Genomic DNA, 22,794 nt, shown 5'->3' with positions numbered 1-22,794 from the left:
CGGGGAGTTTCGTCATGCGCATGACTTTTCGCTGCGATCCGCGGCTCGCCGATCACCTGCCGCGGCCGTTCCCGGCCCGCAGCGCATTGCCCGATTGGCTGCGTGCGATGCCGGCGAAGGCGCATTCCGACATCCACGACCGCGAGATCCGCACAGTCAAGCAATGCCCGCCCTTCGTCGATGCGATGGCCCATGGGGTCATGATCCCGCTGCCTTGCGATGTCAGGGTCGAGCGCGGCGCCTTCGCCTGGGACTGGGACATTCCGGAGCCCGCGACGCAGGGCCATCCGCGCGCGCCGCTCAGCTTCCATCCCGCTGCGCAATTCGCCGGCGCGCCGTTCGCCAACGGGCAGGCTGCGCTGAAATTCAACAGCTTCTGGACCATCGAGCTCGAGCCGGGTTGGTCGCTGTTCGCGACCCATCCGGTCAATCGCGACGACCTGCCGTTCCGCGTGATCTCGGGGCTGGTCGACGCCGACCGGTTTCACGACGGCGGGATCAATTTCCCGGCAGTCTGGACCCAGCCTGATTTTGCCGGCGTGCTGCCGAAAGGGACGCCGGTCGTGCAATGCTTCGCGGTGCCGCGCGCGGCCCCCGAACTGGTGTTCGAAGCGTTCGACGACGCGCACCGTGAAGCCTATTCCAAGGTCGTCGGTGACGTGTTGGCCGCACCCAACGTCTATCGCAAGCATTTCCGCGCCAAGCGCGGCCGGCTAGTGACCTAGCGCCGCACGCAGCGCGCGCTCATCGAGCCACAGCCGGCCGTGCGGGGCCGAGGTCAGCGCCATGGCGATCGATCCGAACAGATGCGGGCGCAAGGCATAGGCGCGCGCGAAGGCCTGCATCGCGGCGTCGGGCTCGCCGCTCTCCTGCAGCGTGATCCCCAGATTGAGCGCGGCTTCGGCGTAATCCGGTTTGATCTCGAGCGCCTTGCGATAGGCGCGTGCGGCGCCGTCGTGATCGCGCAAATCCTGCTTTGCGACACCGAGATCGAACCACACCGAGGCCGGCGCCGCGCTCGCAACGGCGCGCTCGAGCAGGCTCACCGCATCGGTGAGATTGCCATCTTCCCAGGCAAGCCGGCCGAGCCTCGCATTGGCTTCCTGATGCTCGGGGATGGCCTTGAGGATCGCCTCCCAGGCCTCGTCTGCCTGTGCCTTGCGGCCGGCCAGCTCCAGCGTGCGTGCCTTCTCGACGAAGGCCTCGCGCTGCGGCTTGAGCGCGATGGCGCGGTCGAGATGCGTCAGTGCCGCATCGAATTCACCGCCGCTGCGGGCGAGGCGCCCCGCGAGCAGCCGCGCCGCCGCGTTGTCCGGGCGCCGCGCCAGGCTGGTCTCGACATGCCTGCGGGCCGGTGCGATCTCGCCTTTGGCGAACAATACGGCGGCGAGCAGATGGCTCAGCATCGGCTCGCCGGGCTGGCGCGCAAGGCCGCGCTCGCAGAGCTCGATCGCTTCGCCATGCCGGCCGCTGTTGAAGGCGGCGGTGGCGCGTCGAACGATATCCTCGGCGTTGTCCTTGCTCATTCCCGCATGCGACCGTGGTCAGGCTTGCTCGATCCGCTTCATGCTATGCGCCGCCGCAGGTCATGGCCAGAGCTCATCGCGTCGCGGAGTGGACCGCTGCCGCGCGCATCTGCATGTACGCCTGGTGGTGCGCCAGCGTCAGTTCCTGGCTGATGTGCGACAGCTCGGTCGCGGCGGCTTCGGCGGCCTCGCCGGCGGGCTGGGCGACGCGCACGAACATCCCGGTCTCGTACGCGCGAACGGCCTCGCGCCAATCCTTTGATCCCACCAGATGCGCCGCCAACTCCTCCGCATCCAGCATCGCGGCGTTGACGCCTTCACCGCCGAACGGCGACATCAGATGCGCAGCATCGCCGAGCAAGGTGATGCCGGCGCGGTTGGTCCAATGATGCCCGACGGGCAGCGCGTGGATCGGCCGGAGCGCGAATTGATCATTGCTGGCGCGAAGCAGGTCGAGCAGGGCATCGGCCCATCCGGCGAATTCGCCGAGCAGCGCGTGACGCATCGCGGATGGCGAGGTGACGTCGAACCGCCCCTCGGCCCATTCGACGGGCACGCGGAAGACCGCATAGCCGCGCAGATGCGCGTTGCCGTTGCGCAGGACCATCAGGCTGCGGCCGGCGCTCTCGGCGCCCATCTTGCCGCGGCCGACCAGCTCCGACAGAGCTGGGTGCCGCGTGTCGACATCGTCGATGCCGAACTCGATGAAGGTCAACCCGCTGTATTGCGGCTGATAGCGCGACACCAGCGGCCGCACCCGGGACCACGCGCCGTCAGCGCCGATCACGAGATCGAACGGCCCTTCGCGCGCACCGTCGAACAGCAGATCGTAACGGCCGTCATTGCGGGGCGCGACCTCGCGCAGGCAGCGCGCCCAGGCAACGGCATCCGGCGGCAAGGATTGCAGCAGCAGGTCGCGCAGCGCCGTGCGGTCGACTTCCGGACGGTCGCCGGTCATGTCGTCGTCCGCGAGCAGCAGCCGGCCATCGCTCGCGTACAGTCGGCTGCCCTGATCCTCGTAACGTGCGATGCGCAGGAAGCCGTCGGTGAGCCCGGCGCGCGCCAGCGCCAGCTGGCCGCTCTCGGCGTGCAGGTCGAGCGTTCCGCCCTGCGGCCGCTCGGTTGCCGAGCTGTCTCGCTCGAACAGGCTCGTCTTGATCCCGGCAACATGCAGCAGGCGGGCGAGCGTCAGACCGCTGGGGCCGGCGCCGACGATGGCAATGCGAAAGAGATCTGAACTCATGGACACCAGGCTCACAAGAGGATACATAGGTACCTATCTAGTATAAATAGGTACCTATGTAAATGGTGGGATCGTGACCGATTGGGATCTGTTCGATCGTCCGGCGCCGCTGGTCAATATGGCCTCGCGCAGCTTCCTCAGGCTCGGTGAGCGGCGCGTGAAACCGCACGGCTTCAGCATAGGCCAGTTGCCGGTGATCTATCTGTTGCGCGACGGCAAGGCGATGTCACAGCGCGATCTCGCCCGCGCCGCCAAGGTCGAGCAGCCGTCGATGGCGCAGATACTGGCGCGGATGGAGCGCGATGGCCTGGTCCAGCGCACGCCGATGCCGGGTGATGGCCGCAGCCAGCTGGTCTCGCTGACCAAAGCGGCCAAGGCCAAACTGCCGGCTGCGCGCAAGGCGCTGCATCGCAATCAGGACCAGGCGCTTGCGGGTTTCAGCGCGGCCGAAGCCGCAACCCTGCTTGACCTGCTGCGGCGGCTCAATCGAAACCTCGACCGCATGGTCGCGGAGGAGGTGGAGAGCGGCGAGGCTGCCGACGCGTAGGAATCCAAATGCGTGCATTGAAAAAAGGCCGGGAGCGATCCCGGCCCTTTCTGTTTTCCCAGTTGTCATCGCCCGGCTTGCCGCCTTCGCTAAAGTTTCGGCGTGCCCGGGATTCAAGGCCTCGTCGAAGCCTTGGCGTAGACGGGACCGGGCGATCCAGTACCCCGCGGCGTCTCGATCAATCGCTGGCGTCTCTGGAATACTGGATGCCCCGCCTTCGCGGGGCATGACAGGCTTTGGTGTACGTCACTCCGCCGCTTCGGTCGCCTTCAGCGTCGGATAATCCGTGTAGCCCTTGGCGCCGCCGCCGTAGAAGGTCGCCTTGTCCCAGTCGTTGAGCGGGGCGCCGGCCTTGAGCCGCTCGACCAGATCGGGGTTGGAGATGAACGGCTTGCCGAACGCGATCAGATCGGCGGCACCTGCCTCCAGCACCTTCTCCGCCAGCGCGAAGTCGTAGCCGTTGTTGGCGACATAGGCCTGCTTGAAGCGCTTGCGCAGCGAGGCGTAGTCGAACGGTGCGATGTCGCGCGGGCCGCCGGTCGCGCCCTCGATGACGTGGATATAGGTCAGCTTCAGCGCATTGAGCTGGTCGACGATGTAGTCGAACAGCGGTTGCGGATTGCTGTCGGAGACGTCGTTGGCCGGCGTCACCGGCGAGATGCGGATGCCGGTACGGTCGGCGCCGGCCTCCTTGGCGACTACCTTGGAAACCTCCAGCATCAGCTGGGCGCGTTTCTCGATCGAACCGCCATACGCGTCGGTGCGCTTGTTGGTGCCGTCCTTCGCGAACTGGTCGAGCAGATAGCCGTTGGCGCCATGGATCTCGACGCCGTCGAAGCCGGCCGCCAGCGCATTCGCGGTGCCGCGCTTGAAATCCTCGATGATGGCAGGGATTTCCGACAGCTCCAGCGCGCGCGGCTCGGACACGTCGGCGAAGGTGCCGTTTACGAAGGTCTTGGTCTTGGCGCGGATTGCGCTCGGCGCCACCGGCGCGCCGCCATCCGGCTGCAGCGAGGTGTGCGAAATACGGCCGACATGCCAGAGCTGGATGAAGATGTGGCCACCGCGCTCATGCACGCGATCGGTGACCTTGCGCCAGGCCGCGACCTGTTCCTTCGAGTAGATGCCGGGGGTGTCCTGATAGCCCTGGCCCTGCTGCGAGACCTGGCTCGCCTCGGTGATCAGAAGGCCGGCGGAGGCGCGCTGGCCGTAATAGTCCACCGCGAGCGGGCTTGGCACCATGCCGGGCGGCACCGCGCGGTTGCGCGTCAATGGCGCCATCACGAAGCGGTTCGGCAGCGTCAGCGGGCCAAGCTTGTAGGGCTCGAGAAGTTTGGTCGGTTGGCTCATGTGAAACGGTTCCAGACAATGACGGATGAGGAGAGATTTGTGCATTGCCGCGACGAGCGCAATGGCCGGGATATGCTCAGTTTGCAGGCTAGCCGCGCACGATTCCGCCCATGTGGCCGGCATCGAGGAACAAGGTATGCGCGTTCACATAGGAGGATTCATTCGAAATCAGGAACAGCGCAGTATAGGCGACCTCCCAGCCGGTGCCCTGGCGGCCGAAAGGCACTGTCACGGCGCGGTCCGATCGCCTGCGGCTGGCATCGCGGCCCATCGGCGTGTCCATGAAGCCGGGCGCGATCACATTGCAGCGAATGCCCTTGTCCTCGCCGGCCCGCGCGATCGCCCGTCCCAGCGCGATCTGCGCCGCCTTGGAGGATTCATAGGCCGGGTTGCGGCCGCCGGCGCGCTGGCTCGCCATCGAGGAGATCAGGATGATCGCGCCGCCCGGCGCCATCACCCCGAGCGCCTGCTGCGCGAACAGCATGTGGCTGCGCACATTGACGGCGTAGTCGCGGTCCCAGGCTTCCGCCGTCATCTTCGGCAGCGACAGGCCGGAGGAAATGCCGACATTCAGCGCCAGCCCGTCGAGCCCGCCGAGCTTTTGCGCGCAGCGTTCGACCGCGGGCGCGATCGCCGCGACGTCGGAGACATCGACCACATCGGTGAAGGCCTTGCCGCCTTCGCCTGTGATCTGCGCGACGGTGTCGTCGGCGGCGTCCTTGTTGACGTCGAGGCAGGCGACCGAGGCGCCTTCGCGCGCGAACAGCACGCTCATGGCGCGGCCGTTGCCGATCGGCGGCGCTTCATCCACGGTCGTGCGCTGTCCCGCACCGACCACGATGATGCGCCGTCCGGCGAGGCGGCCGTGATTTTTCGCAAGCCCCAGCGATTCCGCATGCAGCGAGGCGGTGGGATCGATGGCTTTCGGTGCGTGGGTTGTGGTCGGCATGGCGTGCTCCCTGACGTCTTGTTGTTGTCAGGGAGCAGTAGCACGGCCGGGCGTGCGAGGCGACGTGTCGCGCCGAAGCCTTGGCGAGAGGTGAGAAAATCCCGCCGCGGGGAATATCGCGTCAGCTCACGCCGAGGAAGTCGCGCTTGCCGATCTCGACGCCGTTGTGGCGCAGGATGCCGTGCGCAGTGACGGCGTGGAAGTAGAAGTTCGGGAACGAGAAGGCGCTGACGAATTGCTGGCCCTTCAGGGTCATGGTGCGCTCGGCGCCGATCGGGAAGGTGACGTCCTTGGCGTCGGCGCCGTCGAACTGCTCCGGCTTGAACGATTTCACATAGTCGATCGTCTTCGCCAGCCGCTGTTTCAGTTCGCCGAAGCTCTTCTCGGTGTCGGGCGTCGACGGCACCTCGCTATGGGTCAGCCGCGCGCAGCCGCGTGCGGCGTGATCGCAGACCAGCTGCACCTGCTTGGTCAGCGGCAGCATGTCCGCATAGAGCCGCGATCCCAGCAGCACCTCGGGCGCGATCTTCTTCGCTTCGCAATGCGCCTCGGCCTTGGTCAGCTCGCCGGTGAGGCTGTTGAGGATCTGCAAGTACGCGGGGACGACGGCGTCATAAAAGGACATGTGGATGCTCTTTGTTCTGATGAAATCCGGATCTGCCGAACGGCGATGCTGCACATGGGGCCGCGAAGGGAAGAATACAACTGCGGACGGCTGTAACACTTGGTCAAATATTTCTCGCGGTGCCGCTCTTAGTCCCGTCATCCTGAGGTGCGAGCGCAGCGAGCCTCGAAGGATGCACGGCCCGGCTGGTGGCCGTCGCCCCTTCGAGACGCGCTACGCGCTCCTCAGGGTGACGGTTCAAACGCACTGCTAGCTACGCAGAAAGCCCGACGACGTCGCTACCGCGTCGGCGGCATCGCGGCGTCCGCGGCCGGTTGCGCACGGCCACCGCCGCGCATCCGCGCCAAGAGCTCCGCGGTCGGCCAGGAATCTGCCGGCAGGCCGTATTTCATCTGCATCGCCTTCACCGCGCTGCGGCTCGCCTGGCCGAGCACGCCGTCGATCTTGCCGACGTCGTAGCCCGCGCGCGCGAGAAGAGATTGCAGCTCCTTGATCTCGCCAAACGGCAGTTGCGCGACCGGCGCGTGCGGCCGCTGCATCGGCGGTGCGCCTGCGATGCGGCCGGCGAGATAACCGGCGGTGGTCGAATAGATCAGCGAGTTATTCCACTCGGTGTAGGCGGCGAAGTTTGGATAAGCGAGGAAGGCTGGTCCCATCCGGCCCATCGGCAACAGCAGCGAGGCCGGCATCTCGTCATTCGGCAGAGCCTTGCCGTCGGTCAAGCTGACGCCGAGGGCTGCCCATTTCGAGCGCGGCAGCTTGATGGTGAGGTCGGCCTGGTCCCACGGAAAGTTTGCGGCCCGCGGCACGCGCACCTCCTGCAGCCATGGCTCGCCGCGCCGCCACTTCAATCCGTTGGCGATGTAGTTCGCGGTCGAGCCGATCACGTCGGGGCCGCTGGCGAGCAGGTTGCGATGGCCGTCACCATCGTAATCGACGGCATAGTTGAAATAGTGCGTCGGCAGGAATTGCGTCTGGCCGAGCTCGCCGGCCCATGAGCCGATCATCTCGTCGGGCGTCAGGTCGCCGCGTTCGATGATCCTCAGCGCCGCGATGGTCTCGCCCTGGAACATCTCCGAGCGGCGGCAATCATAGGCCAGCGACACCAGCGATTTCAGCGTCGGCAGATTGCCCATCTGGACGCCGAAATCGCTCTCCAGTCCCCAGAACGCGGCGATCACCGCCGGCGGCACGCCATACTCCTTCTCGGCGCGCGCGAACGCGGCCGCGTAGGTCCGGATGTATTGCTGGCCCTGCTGCATCCGGTAGTTCGCGGCCATGCGGCCGGCGAACTGGGTGAAGATCTGCCCGAACACGCGCTGGCCGCGGTCGCGGTTGACGATGCCCTGGTCGTAAACCAGGTAGGGCGCGGCCTCCGCGATCGTGCGCTGCGAGACGCCGGCGGCGACCGCCTTCTGCTTCAGCTCGGCGAGGAAGCGATCGAAGCTCTGCCCGTTGTGGCAGGACGCAGCCCTTGGCGAGGCCACCGCGGCCGGGCGCGGCCTGACCGGGGCGGAGCCTGCGGGATTGGGCAGCGGCTGCTGCGCCAGGGCAAGTGAGGAGAGCGCCAGCGCCCCCGCGATCGCTGCGATCATGATCGGGGCGCGGAAGGGAGAAGCTGGCATCGATGTCACCGGCTAGAAAAGAGGATCAAGACACATCCTGCATACACCAGGGTGACACCGGGCAACAACGGGGGTGCCCTGTTAGACCAATTGGGCTTCGGCAGGTTCAGTCGTCGCCGCTATGATCGGCAGGTGATTCGCGGGCAGGGTGTCGGCGGATCGATCACGCCCGGAGGGACCCATGTGGAGTTTTCTCGAGCGTCTGTTGGATTCGTCGACGTTTTCGCCACACGGCATCTGCCTGTTGTGGGAGCCGGAGTTGATCTGGCTGCACGTGATTTCAGACGCGATCATTGCCGCTTCGTATTTCTCGATTCCGTTTGCGCTGGCGATCCTCGTCTCCAAGCGGCGCGACTTCCAGTTCGGCTGGATGGCCTGGCCGTTCGCCGCGTTCATCCTCGCCTGCGGCCTCACCCATGTGTTCTCGATCTACACGCTGTGGGTGCCGATCTACGGGCTCGAAGGAATAGTCAAGGCGCTCACCGCCGTTGCCTCGATCTTCACCGCGGTGCTGCTCTGGCCGCTGATCCCGAAGATCCTGGCGATCCCGACCGAGGCGCAGCTGCGCGAGGCCCATGTCGCGCTCGCCGAGGAGGGACGGCAGCGCCAGCGCTCGGAAGTCCTGCTCGAGCGTTTCCGCGAGGCCGAGGTCAATGAGAGCAAGATCCGCCAGGCGCAGAAGATGGAAGCGGTCGGCCAGCTCACCGGCGGCATCGCGCACGACTTCAACAACATCCTCACCGTCATCACCGGCACCATCGATATCCTGGCCGAGGCGGTGACCCACAACCGCGAGCTCACCGAGATCACCTCGCTGATCCGCGATGCCGCCGAGCGCGGTGCATCGCTGACGCGGCATCTGCTTGCCTTCGCGCGCAAGCAGCCGCTGCAGCCGAGCGATGTCGACGTCAATGCGTTGATGGTCAACACCATCGAGCTGCTCCGGCCGACCATCGGCGACCATGTCGATATCGATTTTCGCCCCGCACCCGATCTGCCGCGTGCGCTGGTCGATTCCAACCAGCTGGTCACCGCGATCATCAATCTCGCGCTGAACGCGCGCGACGCGATGCCGAAGGGCGGCCGACTGCGGATCGAGACCCGCACTGCCGAACTGAAGCCATCAGACGTGCGAGGCCATGATGGACTTGCCGCCGGCGACTATGTCGCGATCGCGCTGATCGACAACGGCCAGGGCATCGCGGAAGCCGATCTGGCGAAAGTGTTCGAGCCGTTCTTCACCACCAAGGACGTCGGCAAGGGCACCGGCCTCGGGCTTTCCATGGTCTACGGCTTTGTCAAGCAGTCCAACGGCCACATTGCGCTCGACAGCGAGGTCGGCCGTGGCACCAGGGTGATGCTCTATCTGCCGCGCGCGGCGGTGCTCTCGCCGGCCGTGTTACCCGAGCGGCGGCAGCCGGAGGTGCGCGGCGCGCAGGAAATCGTGCTCGTCGTCGAGGACGACAGACTGGTGCGCTCCTACGTGCTGACCCAGATCGAGAGCCTCGGCTACACCACGCGCTCGGCCAACAATGGCGGCGAAGCGCTTGCCGTGCTCGACAGCGGCGCGCCGGTCGATCTCTTGTTCACCGACGTCATCATGCCCGGTGCGATGAACGGACGCGACCTCGCCACCGAGGCCGAGCGGCGGCGCCCCGGCCTGCGCGTGTTGTTCACGTCGGGCTACACCGATGACGCCATCGACCAGGACGGCAAGCTCGAGCAGGGCATTCTGTTCCTGGCCAAGCCCTACAGCCGCGCCCAGCTCGCCCGCATGCTGCGGGTCGCGCTGCGTGAGCGGGAGACCGCGCGCGCGCAGGAGCCGGCAGAGTAGGCAGGCTTCCGTAGCCCGGATGAGCGAAGCGATATCCGGGGGCAGTGTTCCCGCATGTCGCTTCGCTCATGCGGGCTACGGACTCATCCGGGCTACGGCAATCGACATGACCAATCGGTAATCCGCGCCGCGTCGCTGCGACGCACGCCTTCCCCTTGCGGCTTCAGCGGCAAAATCCCTACCTCAGCGGCGTCAGTTGTGGCAGCATTCCGCTCGCCGTGAGGGAACCACGATGAATTATTTCCGCACTGCGCTCCTGCTTGCCGGCCTCACCGCGCTGTTCATGGGCGTCGGCTATCTGATCGGCGGCGGAACCGGCGCCGTGATCGCGCTGATCGTCGCGGCTGCGACAAATCTGTTCACCTACTGGAATTCCGACCGCATGGTGCTGTCGATGTACGGCGCCCATCAGGTCGATGCGCGTTCGGCGCCGGACCTTTACAATCTCGTCGCCGAACTCGCGCAGCGTGCCGCGCTGCCGATGCCGCGCGTATTCGTGATGGACGAGGCGCAGCCGAACGCGTTCGCGACCGGCCGCAATCCGGAGAACGCCGCGGTTGCCGTCACCACTGGCTTGATGCAGCAGCTCAGCCGCGAGGAGCTCGCCGGTGTGATCGCGCACGAGCTCGCGCATATCAAGCATCACGACACGCTGACCATGACGATCACCGCGACGATCGCCGGTGCGATCTCGATGCTGGCGCAGTTCGGCATGTTCTTCGGCGGCAACCGCAACAACAACGGCCCCGGCATCATCGGCTCGATTGCGATGATGATCCTGGCGCCGCTCGGCGCCATGCTGGTGCAGATGGCGATCAGCCGCACCCGTGAATACGCCGCCGACAATTTTGGCGCACGCATCGTCGGCCAGCCGATGTGGCTGGCGTCGGCGCTTGCGAAGATCGAGAACGCCGCGCACCAGCTGCCGAACATGGAGGCGGAGCGCAATCCGGCCACCGCGCACATGTTCATCGTCAACCCGCTGTCGGGCCACGGTGTCGACAATCTGTTCGCCACCCACCCCTCGACCGCGAACCGCATCGCCGCGCTGCAGCAGCTCGCCGCCGAACTCGGCACCCAGACCGCGCCACGGCCGGCCGGCGCCAGCTATCCGCCGCGCAGCCCGTGGGGCGGTGCCTCAGGCCAGCGCGGGCCGTGGGGCTAGGGCGTGAGACGGAATCCATCTTTGCGCTGCAGCCGCGAAGGCGGTGTTCTCCCTCGCCCCGTTCTTACGGGGAGAGGGTTGGGGTGAGGGGCTGTCTCCGCAGATTAGGTTGATAGCTGCATTCGCCGAGACTCCCCCTCACCCGGAACGCATCTGACGATGCGTTCCGACCTCTCCCCGCACGCGGGGCGAGGTGAAGTGAATCGCGCCGCTACGCGCTCGCGGCGTCCAGGCGCTCGACCTGCCCCTTGCTCAGCTCGAGCCTCGCCGCCGCGACCAGCGTCGCGACCTGCTCGGGCTTGGTTGCGCTCGCTATCGGTGCGGTAATGCCGGGCTTGGCCATCAGCCAGGCGAGCGCGACCGCGGCCGGCTCGGCGTGGGTCTCCGCGGCGACCTCGTCGAGGCCGGCGAGGATACGCATGCCGCGCGGGTTCATGTATTTCGGAATGCTGCGCGCGCCGCGCGGGCTCTTGGCGAAGTCGCTCTCCGAGCGGTACTTGCCGGTCAGGAATCCGGCGGCGAGGGAGAAGAACGTGATCACGCCGACGTCGTTCTCCTCGCAGACGCGCTGCAGCGCGCCTTCGTAGCTCGATCGCTCCGCCAGGCTGTATTCGGGTTGCATGCTCTCGTAGCGGGGCAGCCCGTTGGCCCTGGAAATATCCAGCGCGCTCTTGAGCCGCTCCGCCGAGAAATTCGAGGCACCGATCGCCCTGATCTTGCCGGCCTTGATCAATTTGTCATAGGCCGCGAGCGTCTCTTCCTGCGGTGTGGTCTCATCGTCCTTATGGGACTGGTAGAGATCGATGTGGTCGGTCTGCAGCCGCCGCAGCGAGTCCTCGACGGCGCGCGCGATGTAGTCCGGCTTCAGGCCGACATTGCCGCCTCCCATGTCCATGCCGACCTTGGTGGCGACGATGATGCGGTTGCGGTTGCCGCGCGCCTTCATCCATTTGCCGATGATCGTCTCGGACTCGCCGCCGTGATGACCCGGCACCCAGCGCGAATAGACGTCGGCCGTATCGAGGAACGTCAGTCCATGCTCCAGCACGGTGTCGAGCAGCCGGAAAGATGCGGTCTCGTCCACCGTCCAGCCGAACACATTGCAGCCGAAGCAGAGGGGAGGGACGGTGATGCCGGAGCGGCCGAGCGCGCGATGCTTCATGAGTGTTCTTTCTCTTGTTCTTGACGGGAGGCGCGGGACACTGAGGCAGATTGCCCTTGTTTGCAAGGCACCGGGCCGGCCGCAACGATCTGAGGCGAATCCGCAAGAGATCGATTGGAAGGAATGATGCAGGCCGTGCGTCAGGTCAGCTTCGCTGCCCCTCAGTCTGCGTCTTCGGGCGATTTCGTCGCAGCGCAGGATTTCATTCGCAGGACGTTTGATGTAGATTGTGGCGCGAGCTGCCACCGGTCACGCCGAATTCCGGAGAATGAGCGGCAGCGCAACTGGCCATCGGCAGGCCGCTTCGTCCTCATTTCAGTACGAAATCTTCTTCTGCCCGGGCGGCGCCCGGGTGAATGCCTTTTTTTATTCCCAGCCAAATGGAGGGATTGCCATGCACTTCTGCCTCTCAGGGGAATACACGCCGCGTTCCATCAACAGCATCATGGAGAACCCGACAACCAATCGGCTTGAGGCGGCCAAGAAATTGATCGAGACGGCCGGCGGCAAATTGATTTCGATGTACAGCATGGCGGCCGATGGCCCCGGCGTGATGGTGATCTTCGACGTGCCGGATCCGACCGTCGCACCCGCCATCACCGGCGTGGTCGTGGCGTCCGGCGCCATCCAGAATGTGAAGCTGGTCCGGCTGTTCACGCAGGACGAGATCAAGGTGGTGCGTCAGCACGCGAGCAAGCTCAAGGCTGCCTACTCGCCTCCAGGAAGTTAGCGGGCACGGACGACGAAACGCGGCGCAGATCGATCTGATGACCGCTGTCCCTCGCGCGCGGCGGCGCTTCGCAGCGTCCCGCGCGGAGGCGAGGACCGTTGCGCGCCGCAGATCCGGGGCGCGTTCAACGAATGGGCAGTCGCTCAGGCGGATGTCGCGCGCGCATGCTGGCTCGCATAGCCCCGGCCGGTTGTGCCGTCGCATGACGTCCGCCGCCTCGTTCAGCGTGTCTTCGGCGCGGCGATCACGGCACCACGCCATCGCCGCTCACAAGGGCGGAGAGTCCAGATACACGTAAAGCGCCGCGATCTTGCCGTCCCGCGCGATGATGAAATCCACGCCGGTATAGACCGGCGTTTCGCGTTTCGGCCCGGAGCCCCACGCCAGGCGTCCTGAATTGTGCAGCGCCTGCGGCGCGCCATGCGGCGTGTAAACAAAGTGCGGATGCGTCGCGCGGAGATCGCCGGCGAACTTGTCGAGTGCGTCGCGGCCCACGAGAACGCCCGGCGGGGCGTAGAGCACGCAATCCGCGGTGTAGAGCTCTTCAATTGCGGCCCTGCGGCGCACCGGATCGCCTTCGCCGAAGACCTCCGGAAGGTTTCGGGTGAGCAGCGTCTCGATCACCCGGACGTCAGCTCCCGCGGAGGGGGCGACGCTGGTTTTGCTGGCATGCTCGTTCATCTGAGACCTCCATGTGATATCTGAAATCATGTGGTCGCAGCCGCCGTTGCGAAACGGCAATGATGGAAAGTCATCGTTTCACATTTTGATGCATCGACGTGACGGCGTTGCGGTCGAATGCGCTTTGGCGGGCCTCATCGTACGTCGAGCCCTCTTCAGCCACCTCTCAGTGCGGTGTATGTACAAACGTTGTCGCCAAGCGATTTGCGCGGCGGCGTTGAAGGGCAGGCGCTTGGGGTCTGCGGGGTTGGGGTCTGAAGGTGCATCACTTGGTTTCGATGCTGGGCGCGGCGTCGACGGCGCGCGCGGGATTGCCTGTTCGCATGGTCCGGCTGGCCTGCGGCCTGGTGATCGGTTGCGCCATCAATGGCTTCGCTCCGCAACGCGCGGCGGCGCAGGTGCCATTCTCCCCGTTTCGACCAGTGCGACAGACGGAGGCTGCGAAGCCGCTGGCGCGTGATGTCACTGGTCCGCCGGCCGCCAGCCAGCGGCTCGACGGCACCGCATTCTTTGTCGACGATCTCGGGCATATGCTGACCGCGCGGCATGCGGTCGCGGATTGCGCCCGGATTGTCGTCAGCAAGGAGGGCCGGGCCGTCGCGGCGCGCGTGGTGGCGCTGGCCGCGAGCGACATTGCATTGATCAAGGTGCCCCGCACGCTGGGTCTCGCCGCGGTATTCCCGCGCGCCGACACGTCCGTCGCCAACGACATGGTGTTTGCCGAGGCCTATGACCGCCTGAAGCCGATGCTCGCGCATGGCGGATCGCTCGGCAATGCGTTCGTCGATACCACCCTGCGCGATCCCGAGCACCTCGTGCTGCGCTCGAATGTCACCTTCGGCACTAGCGGTGCGCCGGTGCTGGATTCCCGCGGCCTCGTCGAAGGCGTGGTGAGCCGCAGGACCACGGTCGATCGCGTGCTGGCGTCGATGCCGTGCACGCCAAATTTTTTCTTGCCGCGCATGGCGTGCGCTTCCAGGAAGACGACCGGCCGCAGATGAGCGGCACCGCGTCACGCGCGCATCGCGCCGCCAGCATCTCGGCACGCGTCACATGCCTGCAACAATGACCGACTAGTTGCTGCAAGCGCTAATACTCTCGCGTTGTCCTGTCAGCCGGCTGTCCGCGGTCAACCCTTGTCCAGAACCATGCTCATCTTGCGGGGCACGCTCGTGCTCTCGTTCGGCCTCTTGATCCTGTCCCCAGCGCCGGGCCACGCTCAAGACGCCAACTTTCGCAATCCCGAACAGGCGCCGCCGTCATGGGCGCAGTTTGCCAAACTGGTCAAATACCGGTTCGAGGAATGGATCGCGGCCGACGAGATGGTTGCCAATCGCTTCCGCAACTGGGTCATCGAACATTCCGGCAAGGAGAATGGCCCGCCGCCGACGCTCGTGGTGCGCGCCTGGCTCAATCCGGACGGCACCGTCGAGCGCGTCGCGTTTCCGGCCTTCAATGACGCCGGCGCCACCGAGGACCTACGGACCATCCTGAAGCGCGGCAATGTCGGCGAGGCACCGCCGCCGGAAATGTTGCAGCCGCTGAACCTGCGCTTCTCGCTCAATCTGCGCAAACCCTGAGCGGCTGGCTACACATCTGTATTCTGGGGTCCTCGCTCTTCGTCATTCCCCGGTGCGCAATTGCGCACCTGAGGGCTCGCCAACGGGTCGCGCGAACGCGCGCCCGATGACAGGCTCCGCGAGAGCCCGGAATCCATTTCACTACCCATGATGCGGCCTGATGGATTCCGGGTTCTCGCTACGCGAGCCCCGGAATGACGAGGGGGAGACATGCGCGCGCCCCTAGCGCGGGTGCGACGGAGCCATGGCGCGCGTTGGGTGAGAATTTCAACGTCGTCCCTGCGAAAGCAGGGACCCATAACCACAAATGCTGTTCGTTGCGCGATACTGGGACTACGAGTCTCGCCTACAATGTTCTTCACGGAGTTGATGGTGTGGACGGCCCCCTACGGCATCAGTATGCCAGAATGAGGTTGTCTAGATCTCATACATGGGAGCCGTCCGTGAACCAGATTATCCGCATTGGGATGGATACGTCGAAGCATATTTTTGTGCTGCATGGGGTTGATGCGTCCGAGCAGCCGGTCTTACGCAAGAAGCTTTCGCGCAAACTCGTGCTGGAGTTCTTCGCCAAATTGCCGCCGACGGTGATCGGGATGGAGGCATGCGGAGCTTCGCAATATTGGGCGCGAGAGCTTTCCAGGCTGGGCCATGAGGTGAAGCTGATGGCACCGCAATTGGTGAAGCCCTACGTGATGCGGAACAAGAATGACGGGCGAGACGCAGAAGGCCTGTGTGAGGCGATGAGCCGGCCGAGCATGCGCTTTGTGCCGGTGAAGAGCGCCGAGCAACAGGCTGCGCTGATGCTGACGGGTATCCGCGACGGACTGATCGCCCGGCGCACCCAATTGACCAACACGATCCGCGGCCATGCGGCGGAGTATGGCCTGATCGCGCCCAAGGGGCTGGAGGCGATCGAACCGCTGCTGGCGCGGATCGCGCAGGACGAGACGCTTCCCGCTCTGGCGCGCGAGCTGTTTGTCGTGCTGGGCCGGGAGTGCGTCAGGCTCGAGGGCGAGTTGGAGGTGGTTGAGGCCAAGCTGATGGCCTGGCACCGCGGCGATGCCACGGGCCGGCGCCTGGCGCAGATTCCGTCGATCGGTCCGATCATTGCAACGATGCTGGTGATGAAGACACCTGATCCGGGCGCGTTCCGCTCCGGTCGTCACTTTGCGGCTTGGCTCGGCCTCACGCCCAAGGACCATTCCACCGCAGGCAAGACCAGGCTCGGCAAGATTACCCGGGCGGGCGACCAGGACCTGCGCCGTCTGCTGGTCGTCGGGGCCACGGCGGTGATCCAGCAGGCCAAGCGGGGGCGCGGTCATCACTCGCGCTGGCTGCTGGCGCTGATCAAGCGTAAGCCGCCGAAGCTTGCGGCCGTGGCGCTCGCCAACAAGGTGGCGCGCATCGTCTGGAAGCTGATGGTGACGGGGGAGAGTTATGACGCCGCACGGCTGAATGCCGCGACGACGGGTACCGCTTAACAGATTGGCCGGCTGGCGGGCTCGCTCGTCAGCCGACCCGGAGCTGCAAGAGCGGATGGAGCGATCGATCGAGCAACGATGCGAGACAATCCGTGGGACCCATCGGCCGTCAACAGGTCGCGGAGTTGTTTGGAACTCGCATCGCGCAAACCATCTTGGCCAGCGATCTACTCGATCGCACCCAACAGGCCGGACATATGGATGCAAGCGATCCGATCTTGCCAAAAGGCTCTTGTGCCACGGGGGCCGTCCACATATGGGTCCCTGCTTTCGCAGGGACGACGCATGGGGTGAACACCATGGCCAAACAACAACCCGGACGTTCGCGGCGCAGCTTTGTCGGCGTCGCCGTCGCCGGGATTCCCGCCACGCTCATTTTGCGAGTTAGCGCAGCCTCCGACAAAATGACAAAACCGCAAGCCGAATATCAGGACACGCCGAACGGCATCTACTCCTGCGGACTGTGCACGCTGTTCGTCGCGCCCGATGGCTGCAAGGTGGTCGAGGGCGCCATCAGCAAGGACGGCTGGTGCAAGGCCTTTGCGGCGGTGGATTGAGTGTAAGCCTACAACTCCCGCGCATTCGAGAACGCGAACGACGACACCCGCCGCGTGGTCTCGTCCAGGATCAGGGTGCGCGTGATCGGCGGCTCGGCACGCTGGCTGCAGTTCTCGCGCTCGCAGAGCCGGCAGTTGACGCCGATCGGGGTGCCCTCGACCTTCTCCAGATCCATGCCGATCGCATAGACGAGCTTTGCCGCATGACGGATCTCGCAACCGAGCCCGATCGCAAAGCGCGGCTGCGGCTGCGGATAGGGCGCCACCGGCCGGCGCACCGTCTGCGCGATCGAGAAGTAGCGCGTGCCGTCCGGCAGCTCGATCACCTGGCTCAGCAGGCGGTCGGGCATGTCGAAGGTCGAATGCACGTTCCAGAGCGGGCAGGTGCCGCCGAATTTGGAGAACGGGAAGGTGCCGGAGGAAAACCGCTTCGACACGTTGCCGGCATTGTCGACCCGCAGCAGGAAGAACGGCACGCCGCGCGCGTTCGGCCGCTGCAGCGTGGTGAGGCGGTGGCAGACCTGCTCGAAGCCGGCGTTGAAGCGCTGCGCCAGCACGTGGACGTCGTAGCTCAAGGCCTCGGCCGCGGAATGAAATGCCTGGTAGGGCATCATCGCGGCCGCCGCGAAATAATTGGCGAGCGTGATGCGGTACAGCCGGCGCGCGGTGTCGTCGAGCGGACCGGCGCGGCTGACGATCGCGTCGATCGCGGCGCCGCATTCGACAAAGCCGATCTGCAGCGCGAGCTGGAAGCTGCGGCCGGCACTGTCGACCAGTTCGGAGATCAGCAACTGACGGCGATGGCGGTCGAAACGGCGCAGCGTCTCGCGCATCACGTCGACCGGCATGACGCGGGTGACGATCGAATGTTTTTCGCGCAAGCGCGTGGCGAGTGCCGTGAACAGGCCTTCGGTCGGCACGTTGAGCTCGTCGCGCAGATTTTCCGCCGCGGTCTCGAGCTCCGGAAAATAGTTGCGGTTGGCCTCGATCAGGTCGCGCACCCGCTCGATCGGGTTGGCGTCGAACTGCGAGCCTTCGCGATCGGCCATCTGCGCCGCCACCAGCGTCTCGCCGCGGCGCGCCTCGGTATAGGCGGCGTAAAGCCGCTGCAACGCATGCGTCACGCCGGGGCACAGCTCGGCGAGGTCGCGCAGTTCCTGCTTCGGCAGGTCGATCTGGCGGAACAGGGGATCGGAGAAGATCTCGTTGAGTTCCGCGAAGAAGCGGTCCTCGTCTGCGGTGGCGAGGTCACGCAGATCGAGGTCGTAGGTCTCGGCCAGCCGCAGCAGGATCTGCGCCGTCACCGGGCGCTGGTTGCGTTCGATCAGGTTGATGTAGGAGGGCGAGATGCTGAGCCCCTCGGCGATCTGGGTCTGCGACAGCCCCAATTGCTGGCGGATCCGCCGAAAGCGCGGACCGACGAACAGCTTCTTTCCGGACTCGCCCGGCATGACAGCTTTCCTGACCTATTTTGTGACAAGATTTACAAATCGACATTTATTACAAGTTCAGATGTTACATGACATCACCAATAAAAAACAAGGCACCTGTACGAACTTCCCGTTTTCGCGTTTATCTCCTGGCACGCACTTCGCGATGCTCTGTCAAGAATGTCGATACGGCGAGTAGGTCGCGGGGATCAAAATTCAGGCGGCTGAGCAAGGGCAGCAGGATTTTTTAGAGGAGACTGACGATGAGCAAGGGCAGCAATTTCTGGGTGATCGGCGGCGAGTTCGGCTCGATGAACTTCCACAAGCTCGTCGAAGGCTCCGCCCAGGTCCGCGGTCCGTTCAAGACCCGCAAGGAAGCCGAAGAGTGCTGGAAGGAAGTCTCGGAAGAGAGCCGCCACAAGGCCGGCGTGCGCTTCTCGATCGTCGAGGAGCCGTCGCGGGTTTCGGCCTGACACCAAAATTACCTGAGCTAAGAAACGTCCAAGGACGGCGGCCCCATCCGGTTCATCCGGGTGGGGTCGACCGCTTTTGGGACAGTGCCGGGATCTTTCATCTGGGGATAAGTGGCCACCTAAGTGCTTGGGAACCAACGTGCTTTGCGGACGTCATGGTTGCTGATAGGTTAATGGTAAGGCAACCCGTCACCACGAGGCCGTAAGGCATGTCCGATCCGCAGAACACCGGCAGCGAGGCGCGCGAGATGCGGCCGACGCTGCGAGAGGCGCTGCGGCGGGCGCGGATCGAGGCGGCCGATCGCACCGGCGTCGTCGTCGAGTTGCGCGATGCCGAAGTGGCTCGGCTCGAGATCCTCAACGACGCGCTCGATCCCTTGTTTGCGCAGGTGCCGGAGAAGGTCGATCTGTTCGACCGCGGCATCAGCCAAGGCGAGACGCCGCGGCTGTGGATCGACGTGGTCGCGCATGTGCTGATGGGGCGCGACAAGCGCATCTACCGCTTCGTGCAGGACACGAGATTCGGCCGCATCGTGCTTGCGGAATCGCACGACGTGGCCGTGATGGTCGATGCGGTCACCGACTATGTCGCGCGGCGCATGATCGAGCGCGAGCATGCGATGGTGGCAACGCCGCTTCCCGTTGCCGAGCCGCCGGCACCGCCGCCCGTGCCGGTGGTGGCGCCAAAGCGCCGCGGCGGGGTCGGCATGTTCGTGCTCGGCTTCATCCTGGGCGCGCTGGCGCTGTTCGGCTTTGCGCTGCTTGCGAGCTTGCAGAACTTCTAGCCGCTGACCGGCGGGGGGCATCGTGGTCGTAACTCCCGCCTCGGCATTTTTCGGCATCCTGGCGGCGGCCGCGGTGGTCGGCAGCGCCGTGCTGTTCGGCAAATGGCAGACGCTGCGGCGCGCCGAATATATCCGCACCTTCAAGTGGCCGGCGGGCCTATTGGCCCGGCTCGAGAAGCATCACCCCGGCTTCGCCCGCAAGGACAGTGCGCTGGTGTCGCGCGGCCTGCGGCAGTTCTTCCTCGCCTATCTGATGAGCGGCAAGCGTTACGTCTCGATGCCGTCGCAGGCGGCCGACGACCTCTGGCACGAATTCATTCTCTACACCCGCGAATACGACGCGTTCTGCCGCCGCGCCTTCGGCAGCTTCCTGCATCACACCCCCGCGGTCGTGCTGGTGAAGGAGCGGCGCCGGAGCAATGAAGGGCTGCGGCGGGTCTGGTGGTATTGCTGCAAGTACGAGAACATCGATCCCGTCAGGCCGACGCGGCTGCCCCTGTTGTTCGCGCTCGACGCCAAGCTCAGCATCGCGAACGGCTTCATCTATCACACCGACTGCGAGGCGTTGCGCCGCAGCGGCATCGGTGGCAGCAGTCCCTATTGCGGCGGCGATTTCGCCGACTCGTCGATCGACGGATCGTCGGCGGGTTTTGGCGATGCCGGCAGTGACGGAAGCCATGGCGGCCATGGTGGCGACGGGGGTGGCCACGGCGGCGGAGATGGAGGCGGTGGCGACGGTGGAGGTGGCGGCGACAGCGGAGGCGGCTGCGGCGGTGGTTGTGGCGGCGGCGGGGGCGGTGATTAGAGCGTTTTCGAGCGAAGTGGGCACCGGTTCGCGTGAAGAAAACGCGCCAAAAACAAGAATCTGGAGCTTCAGTTCTGATCAATCAGAACCGAAAATGCTCTAGGACAATCGTGTTTGCTTCAGCTCGCGAATGCCGTCGTGAGCGCCGAGGCCGCGCACGGTCTGCTCGCAGCGCCAGCCATTGCCGTCGCGCTCGATCGAGAACAGATTGTAGGCCGCCGCCGGATAATGCTTGCGCGCCAGCGCCGATGCCGACGGCACGCCGATTGCCGGGATCTTCCGCTCGGGGCCGTCGAACCACATCGTCGAATGGATGTGGTCATGGCCATGCAGCACCAGCTCGACGCCATGCCGCTTGAGCAGCGCCAGCAGCTGATGCGAATCGGTCAGCCGCTTGGCGCGCCCGTCGGAGTGCAGCGGGTGATGCACCAGGAGGACGCGAAAGGCCTCCTCCCGCGACAGCTGCGCGAGGATCGTATCGAGCGCAGTGAGCTGGGCATGGCCGAGCCAGCCGGTCGCCATCAGCGGCGGCGTCGGCACCGCCGAGGAGACGCCGATCAGCGCCACCGGGCCGCGGCGGCGCACGAACGGAAAGTGCGACGCCGCGCCATCGGCGTCGCCGCGCAGATAGTCGCCGAAGTGACTGACGAAGCGATGCCGGGTCGCGCGCACATAGGCATCGTGATTGCCGGGGACCACGGTGACGTCGGCCGCGCCGCCGACACCCTCGAGCCATTGCCGCGCCGGATTGAACTCGGCATCCAGCGCCAGATTGACGAGATCGCCGGTCACGGCGACATGGTCCGGCTGCTGTGCCTGCATGTCCGACACCAGCGTGTCAAGCACGTCGCGGCGATGATATTTGTGACGGTTGCGCGTCCAGTTCAGGTAGCCGAAGGCGCGCTTGCCGGCGAGATCGCGCAGCCGCGCCGCCGGCAGCGGCGGCAGATGCGGATCCGACAAATGCGCGAGACGGAACACCGCCATCACGCGATTCCCTTCGGATTGTCGGTGAAAAATGGCCGGCAGCCGGTCATGTCGTGCTATCCCGAACGTCCTGCCCTGTATTGGCAAGAGCTGCGCAGGCGCGCAAGGATCAAAGCACGGATCAAGCACCATGATGTCGAGGCTTCAGTGACGGTCCTGCTCGATTTACGCAAGCGCTACGAGCCGCAGATCAGGTGGGTGTTTCATCTCTACTGGCGGCTGGCCCGCAGCATGACGCTCGGGGTCCGCGCCGTGGTGCTCGACGCCGACAACAAGGTGTTCCTGGTCAAGCACAGCTACGTCCAGGGCTGGTATCTGCCCGGCGGCGGGGTCGAGGTTGGTGAAAGTTTTATCGAAGCGCTGCGGCGCGAGCTCGAGGAGGAAGGGCGGATCGAGCTCGACGGCACGCCGGTGTTGCACGGCATCTTCCACAACAGCCACGTCTCGCCGCGCGATCATGTCGCGGTCTATGTCGTCAGGAACTACCGGCAGGACCGGCTGCCGGAGCCGAATCGCGAGATCGTGGCCTGCGGCTTTTTCGACCCGGCTGATCTGCCTGATGACACCACCCCCGGTACGCGGCTGCGGATCGCGGAGGTGCTCGAGGGCAAGCCGCCGCCGGCGACATGGCGGTGATGGACCGCGCCCGCGCCAGATGCTATCCCGCGCCCCACAATGACAGAACTGTCCCTGACCATCCTGCCCGAGACCCCGAAAGACGCCCAGGCGATCGAGCGCCTGCATGAGCGCACCTTCGGGCCCGGCCGCTTCGCGCTCAGCGCCTACCGGTTGCGCGAGCATGTCGATCATCTGCTCGACGTCTCCTTCACGGCGCGGATCGGCACGCTGCTGGTCGGCTCGGTGCGCCAACTCCCGGTCACGGTCGGCGATACGCCGGCCCTGATGCTCGGACCGTTGACGGTCGAGCCGCCGTTCCGCAGCCGTGGCGTCGGCCGCGCGCTGCTCGAGCGTGCGATCAACGACGCCCGCGCCAAGGGCCATCGGCTCATCGTGCTGGTCGGTGACGCGCCGTATTATTCGCGGGTCGGCTTCAAGCCGGTCCCGAAGGGACGGATGACGATGCCCGGCCCGGTCGACTACAGTCGCCTGCTTGTCATGGAACTGGTCGACGGCGCTGCCGAGGGCGTATCCGGGCCGATCCAGCCGGACTGGAGCAAGGCGATCTGACATCCGCGCGAGCGTCGCCGGAACGGTTGCGCGCTGTCGGAAACTGAAGCACAGTTGAGGCAAGCGCC

At 65.5% G+C, this 22,794-nt stretch carries 24 protein-coding genes; 14 read left to right on the top strand and 10 right to left on the bottom strand.

Annotated elements, in window-relative coordinates; all coding sequences use genetic code 11:
* Positions 1–14: 14 nt before the first annotated feature.
* On the top strand, positions 15–725 hold the full coding sequence (locus ACVIGB_RS21950) for a hypothetical protein (protein WP_456721080.1): 711 nt from the start codon (positions 15–17) through the stop codon (positions 723–725).
* Here the strand turns inward: ACVIGB_RS21950 and ACVIGB_RS21945 are convergent.
* Together ACVIGB_RS21945 and ACVIGB_RS21940 are read right to left on the bottom strand one after the other, a co-directional pair.
* The gene (locus tag ACVIGB_RS21945; protein ID WP_456721081.1) at positions 714–1,526 is read right to left on the bottom strand and encodes a tetratricopeptide repeat protein; all 813 of its coding nucleotides are present in this window, start codon (positions 1,524–1,526) and stop codon (positions 714–716) included. The two genes, ACVIGB_RS21950 and ACVIGB_RS21945, sit on opposite strands and share 12 nt — an antisense overlap.
* 73 nt (positions 1,527–1,599) lie before the next feature.
* Entirely contained in the window at positions 1,600–2,769 is a 1,170-nt protein-coding gene (locus tag ACVIGB_RS21940; RefSeq protein WP_456721082.1) for an FAD-dependent oxidoreductase, read from the bottom strand.
* A 73-nt stretch (positions 2,770–2,842) separates the two neighbouring features.
* On the opposite strand from ACVIGB_RS21940, the gene ACVIGB_RS21935 reads away from it, so the two are divergent.
* Positions 2,843–3,316, top strand: coding sequence for a MarR family winged helix-turn-helix transcriptional regulator (locus ACVIGB_RS21935; protein WP_456721083.1), 474 nt, complete (start codon positions 2,843–2,845; stop codon positions 3,314–3,316).
* A gap of 246 nt (positions 3,317–3,562) precedes the next feature.
* On the opposite strand, the gene ACVIGB_RS21930 is transcribed toward ACVIGB_RS21935, so the two are convergent.
* From ACVIGB_RS21930 to ACVIGB_RS21915, 4 genes are all read right to left on the bottom strand, one after another.
* Positions 3,563–4,666: an alkene reductase gene (locus ACVIGB_RS21930; RefSeq protein WP_456721084.1), complete on the bottom strand. Its 1,104-nt coding sequence runs from the start codon at positions 4,664–4,666 to the stop codon at positions 3,563–3,565.
* Positions 4,667–4,754: 88 nt separating this feature from the next.
* Entirely contained in the window at positions 4,755–5,615 is an 861-nt protein-coding gene (locus ACVIGB_RS21925) for an SDR family NAD(P)-dependent oxidoreductase (RefSeq protein WP_456721085.1), read from the bottom strand.
* A 121-nt stretch (positions 5,616–5,736) separates the two neighbouring features.
* Positions 5,737–6,240, bottom strand: a complete 504-nt coding sequence (locus tag ACVIGB_RS21920) for a DUF1993 domain-containing protein (protein WP_092124521.1) — start codon at positions 6,238–6,240, stop codon at positions 5,737–5,739.
* A gap of 278 nt (positions 6,241–6,518) precedes the next feature.
* Positions 6,519–7,835, bottom strand: a complete 1,317-nt coding sequence (locus ACVIGB_RS21915) for a lytic murein transglycosylase (RefSeq protein ID WP_456725103.1) — start codon at positions 7,833–7,835, stop codon at positions 6,519–6,521.
* Positions 7,836–8,046: 211 nt separating this feature from the next.
* Here ACVIGB_RS21915 and ACVIGB_RS21910 point away from each other — a divergent pair, with 211 nt between their 5' ends.
* Both ACVIGB_RS21910 and htpX read left to right on the top strand, forming a co-directional pair.
* Positions 8,047–9,699 (top strand): ATP-binding protein, encoded by a 1,653-nt coding sequence (locus ACVIGB_RS21910; protein ID WP_456721086.1) that lies wholly within the window; start codon positions 8,047–8,049, stop codon positions 9,697–9,699.
* A 232-nt stretch (positions 9,700–9,931) separates the two neighbouring features.
* On the top strand, positions 9,932–10,864 hold the full coding sequence (gene htpX, locus ACVIGB_RS21905; protein ID WP_456721087.1) for a zinc metalloprotease HtpX: 933 nt from the start codon (positions 9,932–9,934) through the stop codon (positions 10,862–10,864).
* Positions 10,865–11,075: 211 nt separating this feature from the next.
* Here the strand turns inward: htpX and ACVIGB_RS21900 are convergent, their stop codons facing one another.
* Entirely contained in the window at positions 11,076–12,026 is a 951-nt protein-coding gene (locus ACVIGB_RS21900) for an aldo/keto reductase (protein WP_456749209.1), read from the bottom strand.
* A gap of 268 nt (positions 12,027–12,294) precedes the next feature.
* Here ACVIGB_RS21900 and ACVIGB_RS21895 point away from each other — a divergent pair, with 268 nt between their 5' ends.
* Complete coding sequence (locus ACVIGB_RS21895; protein ID WP_456721088.1) at positions 12,295–12,756, top strand: GYD domain-containing protein; 462 nt, start codon at positions 12,295–12,297, stop codon at positions 12,754–12,756.
* Between the two features lie 267 nt (positions 12,757–13,023).
* On the opposite strand, the gene ACVIGB_RS21890 is transcribed toward ACVIGB_RS21895, so the two are convergent.
* Positions 13,024–13,437: a nuclear transport factor 2 family protein gene (locus ACVIGB_RS21890; protein ID WP_456721089.1), complete on the bottom strand. Its 414-nt coding sequence runs from the start codon at positions 13,435–13,437 to the stop codon at positions 13,024–13,026.
* 278 nt (positions 13,438–13,715) lie between these two features.
* Here ACVIGB_RS21890 and ACVIGB_RS21885 point away from each other — a divergent pair, with 278 nt between their 5' ends.
* The 4 genes from ACVIGB_RS21885 to ACVIGB_RS21870 all read left to right on the top strand — a co-directional run bounded on the left by ACVIGB_RS21885 (position 13,716) and on the right by ACVIGB_RS21870 (position 17,058).
* Positions 13,716–14,438 (top strand): S1 family peptidase, encoded by a 723-nt coding sequence (locus ACVIGB_RS21885; RefSeq protein ID WP_456725104.1) that lies wholly within the window; start codon positions 13,716–13,718, stop codon positions 14,436–14,438.
* A gap of 147 nt (positions 14,439–14,585) precedes the next feature.
* Entirely contained in the window at positions 14,586–15,017 is a 432-nt protein-coding gene (locus ACVIGB_RS21880) for a hypothetical protein (RefSeq protein ID WP_456721090.1), read from the top strand.
* A gap of 443 nt (positions 15,018–15,460) precedes the next feature.
* Positions 15,461–16,501 carry an IS110 family RNA-guided transposase gene (locus ACVIGB_RS21875; RefSeq protein WP_456721091.1) on the top strand — a complete coding sequence of 347 codons (1,041 nt, stop codon included), beginning with the start codon at positions 15,461–15,463 and terminating at the stop codon, positions 16,499–16,501.
* A 92-nt stretch (positions 16,502–16,593) separates the two neighbouring features.
* Positions 16,594–17,058: a hypothetical protein gene (locus tag ACVIGB_RS21870; RefSeq protein WP_456721092.1), complete on the top strand. Its 465-nt coding sequence runs from the start codon at positions 16,594–16,596 to the stop codon at positions 17,056–17,058.
* 8 nt (positions 17,059–17,066) lie between these two features.
* Here the strand turns inward: ACVIGB_RS21870 and ACVIGB_RS21865 are convergent, their stop codons facing one another.
* Positions 17,067–18,509 carry a helix-turn-helix domain-containing protein gene (locus ACVIGB_RS21865; protein WP_456721093.1) on the bottom strand — a complete coding sequence of 481 codons (1,443 nt, stop codon included), beginning with the start codon at positions 18,507–18,509 and terminating at the stop codon, positions 17,067–17,069.
* A gap of 242 nt (positions 18,510–18,751) precedes the next feature.
* On the opposite strand from ACVIGB_RS21865, the gene ACVIGB_RS21860 reads away from it, so the two are divergent.
* From ACVIGB_RS21860 to ACVIGB_RS21850, 3 genes are all read left to right on the top strand, one after another.
* On the top strand, positions 18,752–18,961 hold the full coding sequence (locus ACVIGB_RS21860) for a DUF4170 domain-containing protein (protein ID WP_016839740.1): 210 nt from the start codon (positions 18,752–18,754) through the stop codon (positions 18,959–18,961).
* A gap of 209 nt (positions 18,962–19,170) precedes the next feature.
* A complete protein-coding gene (locus ACVIGB_RS21855) occupies positions 19,171–19,746 on the top strand; it encodes a hypothetical protein (protein WP_456721094.1) in 576 nt (191 codons plus the stop codon).
* A gap of 22 nt (positions 19,747–19,768) precedes the next feature.
* A complete protein-coding gene (locus ACVIGB_RS21850; protein WP_456721095.1) occupies positions 19,769–20,551 on the top strand; it encodes a glycine-rich domain-containing protein in 783 nt (260 codons plus the stop codon).
* 99 nt (positions 20,552–20,650) lie between these two features.
* Here ACVIGB_RS21850 and ACVIGB_RS21845 read toward each other — a convergent pair whose 3' ends face one another.
* On the bottom strand, positions 20,651–21,538 hold the full coding sequence (locus tag ACVIGB_RS21845; protein WP_092124534.1) for a metallophosphoesterase family protein: 888 nt from the start codon (positions 21,536–21,538) through the stop codon (positions 20,651–20,653).
* Positions 21,539–21,685: 147 nt separating this feature from the next.
* On the opposite strand from ACVIGB_RS21845, the gene ACVIGB_RS21840 reads away from it, so the two are divergent.
* Both ACVIGB_RS21840 and ACVIGB_RS21835 read left to right on the top strand, forming a co-directional pair.
* A complete protein-coding gene (locus ACVIGB_RS21840; RefSeq protein ID WP_229164821.1) occupies positions 21,686–22,174 on the top strand; it encodes an NUDIX domain-containing protein in 489 nt (162 codons plus the stop codon).
* 39 nt (positions 22,175–22,213) lie between these two features.
* Positions 22,214–22,726, top strand: coding sequence for a GNAT family N-acetyltransferase (locus tag ACVIGB_RS21835; RefSeq protein ID WP_092124535.1), 513 nt, complete (start codon positions 22,214–22,216; stop codon positions 22,724–22,726).
* The last annotated feature ends 68 nt before the right edge of the window (positions 22,727–22,794 follow it).

It is taken from the genome of Bradyrhizobium sp. USDA 4341 (genome assembly GCF_054063755.1).
Note: the sequence above shows the minus strand (reverse complement) of the source record. Positions and strands in the feature narration are given on the sequence as shown.

Bases quoted from the DNA above. Each gene is read 5' to 3' on its own strand.
- ACVIGB_RS21925 (WP_456721085.1), bottom strand. From the start codon at position 5,615: ATGCCGACCACAACCCACGCACCGAAAGCCATCGATCCCACCGCCTCG.
- ACVIGB_RS21950 (WP_456721080.1), top strand. From the start codon at position 15: ATGCGCATGACTTTTCGCTGCGATCCGCGGCTCGCCGATCACCTGCCG.
- ACVIGB_RS21860 (WP_016839740.1), top strand. From the start codon at position 18,752: ATGAGCAAGGGCAGCAATTTCTGGGTGATCGGCGGCGAGTTCGGCTCG.
- ACVIGB_RS21900 (WP_456749209.1), bottom strand. From the start codon at position 12,026: ATGAAGCATCGCGCGCTCGGCCGCTCCGGCATCACCGTCCCTCCCCTC.
- ACVIGB_RS21915 (WP_456725103.1), bottom strand. From the start codon at position 7,835: ATGATCGCAGCGATCGCGGGGGCGCTGGCGCTCTCCTCACTTGCCCTG.
- ACVIGB_RS21865 (WP_456721093.1), bottom strand. From the start codon at position 18,509: ATGCCGGGCGAGTCCGGAAAGAAGCTGTTCGTCGGTCCGCGCTTTCGG.
- ACVIGB_RS21940 (WP_456721082.1), bottom strand. From the start codon at position 2,769: ATGAGTTCAGATCTCTTTCGCATTGCCATCGTCGGCGCCGGCCCCAGC.
- ACVIGB_RS21835 (WP_092124535.1), top strand. From the start codon at position 22,214: ATGACAGAACTGTCCCTGACCATCCTGCCCGAGACCCCGAAAGACGCC.
- ACVIGB_RS21880 (WP_456721090.1), top strand. From the start codon at position 14,586: ATGCTCATCTTGCGGGGCACGCTCGTGCTCTCGTTCGGCCTCTTGATC.
- ACVIGB_RS21930 (WP_456721084.1), bottom strand. From the start codon at position 4,666: ATGAGCCAACCGACCAAACTTCTCGAGCCCTACAAGCTTGGCCCGCTG.
- ACVIGB_RS21885 (WP_456725104.1), top strand. From the start codon at position 13,716: ATGCTGGGCGCGGCGTCGACGGCGCGCGCGGGATTGCCTGTTCGCATG.
- ACVIGB_RS21920 (WP_092124521.1), bottom strand. From the start codon at position 6,240: ATGTCCTTTTATGACGCCGTCGTCCCCGCGTACTTGCAGATCCTCAAC.
- ACVIGB_RS21945 (WP_456721081.1), bottom strand. From the start codon at position 1,526: ATGAGCAAGGACAACGCCGAGGATATCGTTCGACGCGCCACCGCCGCC.
- ACVIGB_RS21845 (WP_092124534.1), bottom strand. From the start codon at position 21,538: ATGGCGGTGTTCCGTCTCGCGCATTTGTCGGATCCGCATCTGCCGCCG.
- ACVIGB_RS21895 (WP_456721088.1), top strand. From the start codon at position 12,295: ATGAGCGGCAGCGCAACTGGCCATCGGCAGGCCGCTTCGTCCTCATTT.
- htpX (WP_456721087.1), top strand. From the start codon at position 9,932: ATGAATTATTTCCGCACTGCGCTCCTGCTTGCCGGCCTCACCGCGCTG.
- ACVIGB_RS21910 (WP_456721086.1), top strand. From the start codon at position 8,047: ATGTGGAGTTTTCTCGAGCGTCTGTTGGATTCGTCGACGTTTTCGCCA.
- ACVIGB_RS21855 (WP_456721094.1), top strand. From the start codon at position 19,171: ATGTCCGATCCGCAGAACACCGGCAGCGAGGCGCGCGAGATGCGGCCG.
- ACVIGB_RS21890 (WP_456721089.1), bottom strand. From the start codon at position 13,437: ATGAACGAGCATGCCAGCAAAACCAGCGTCGCCCCCTCCGCGGGAGCT.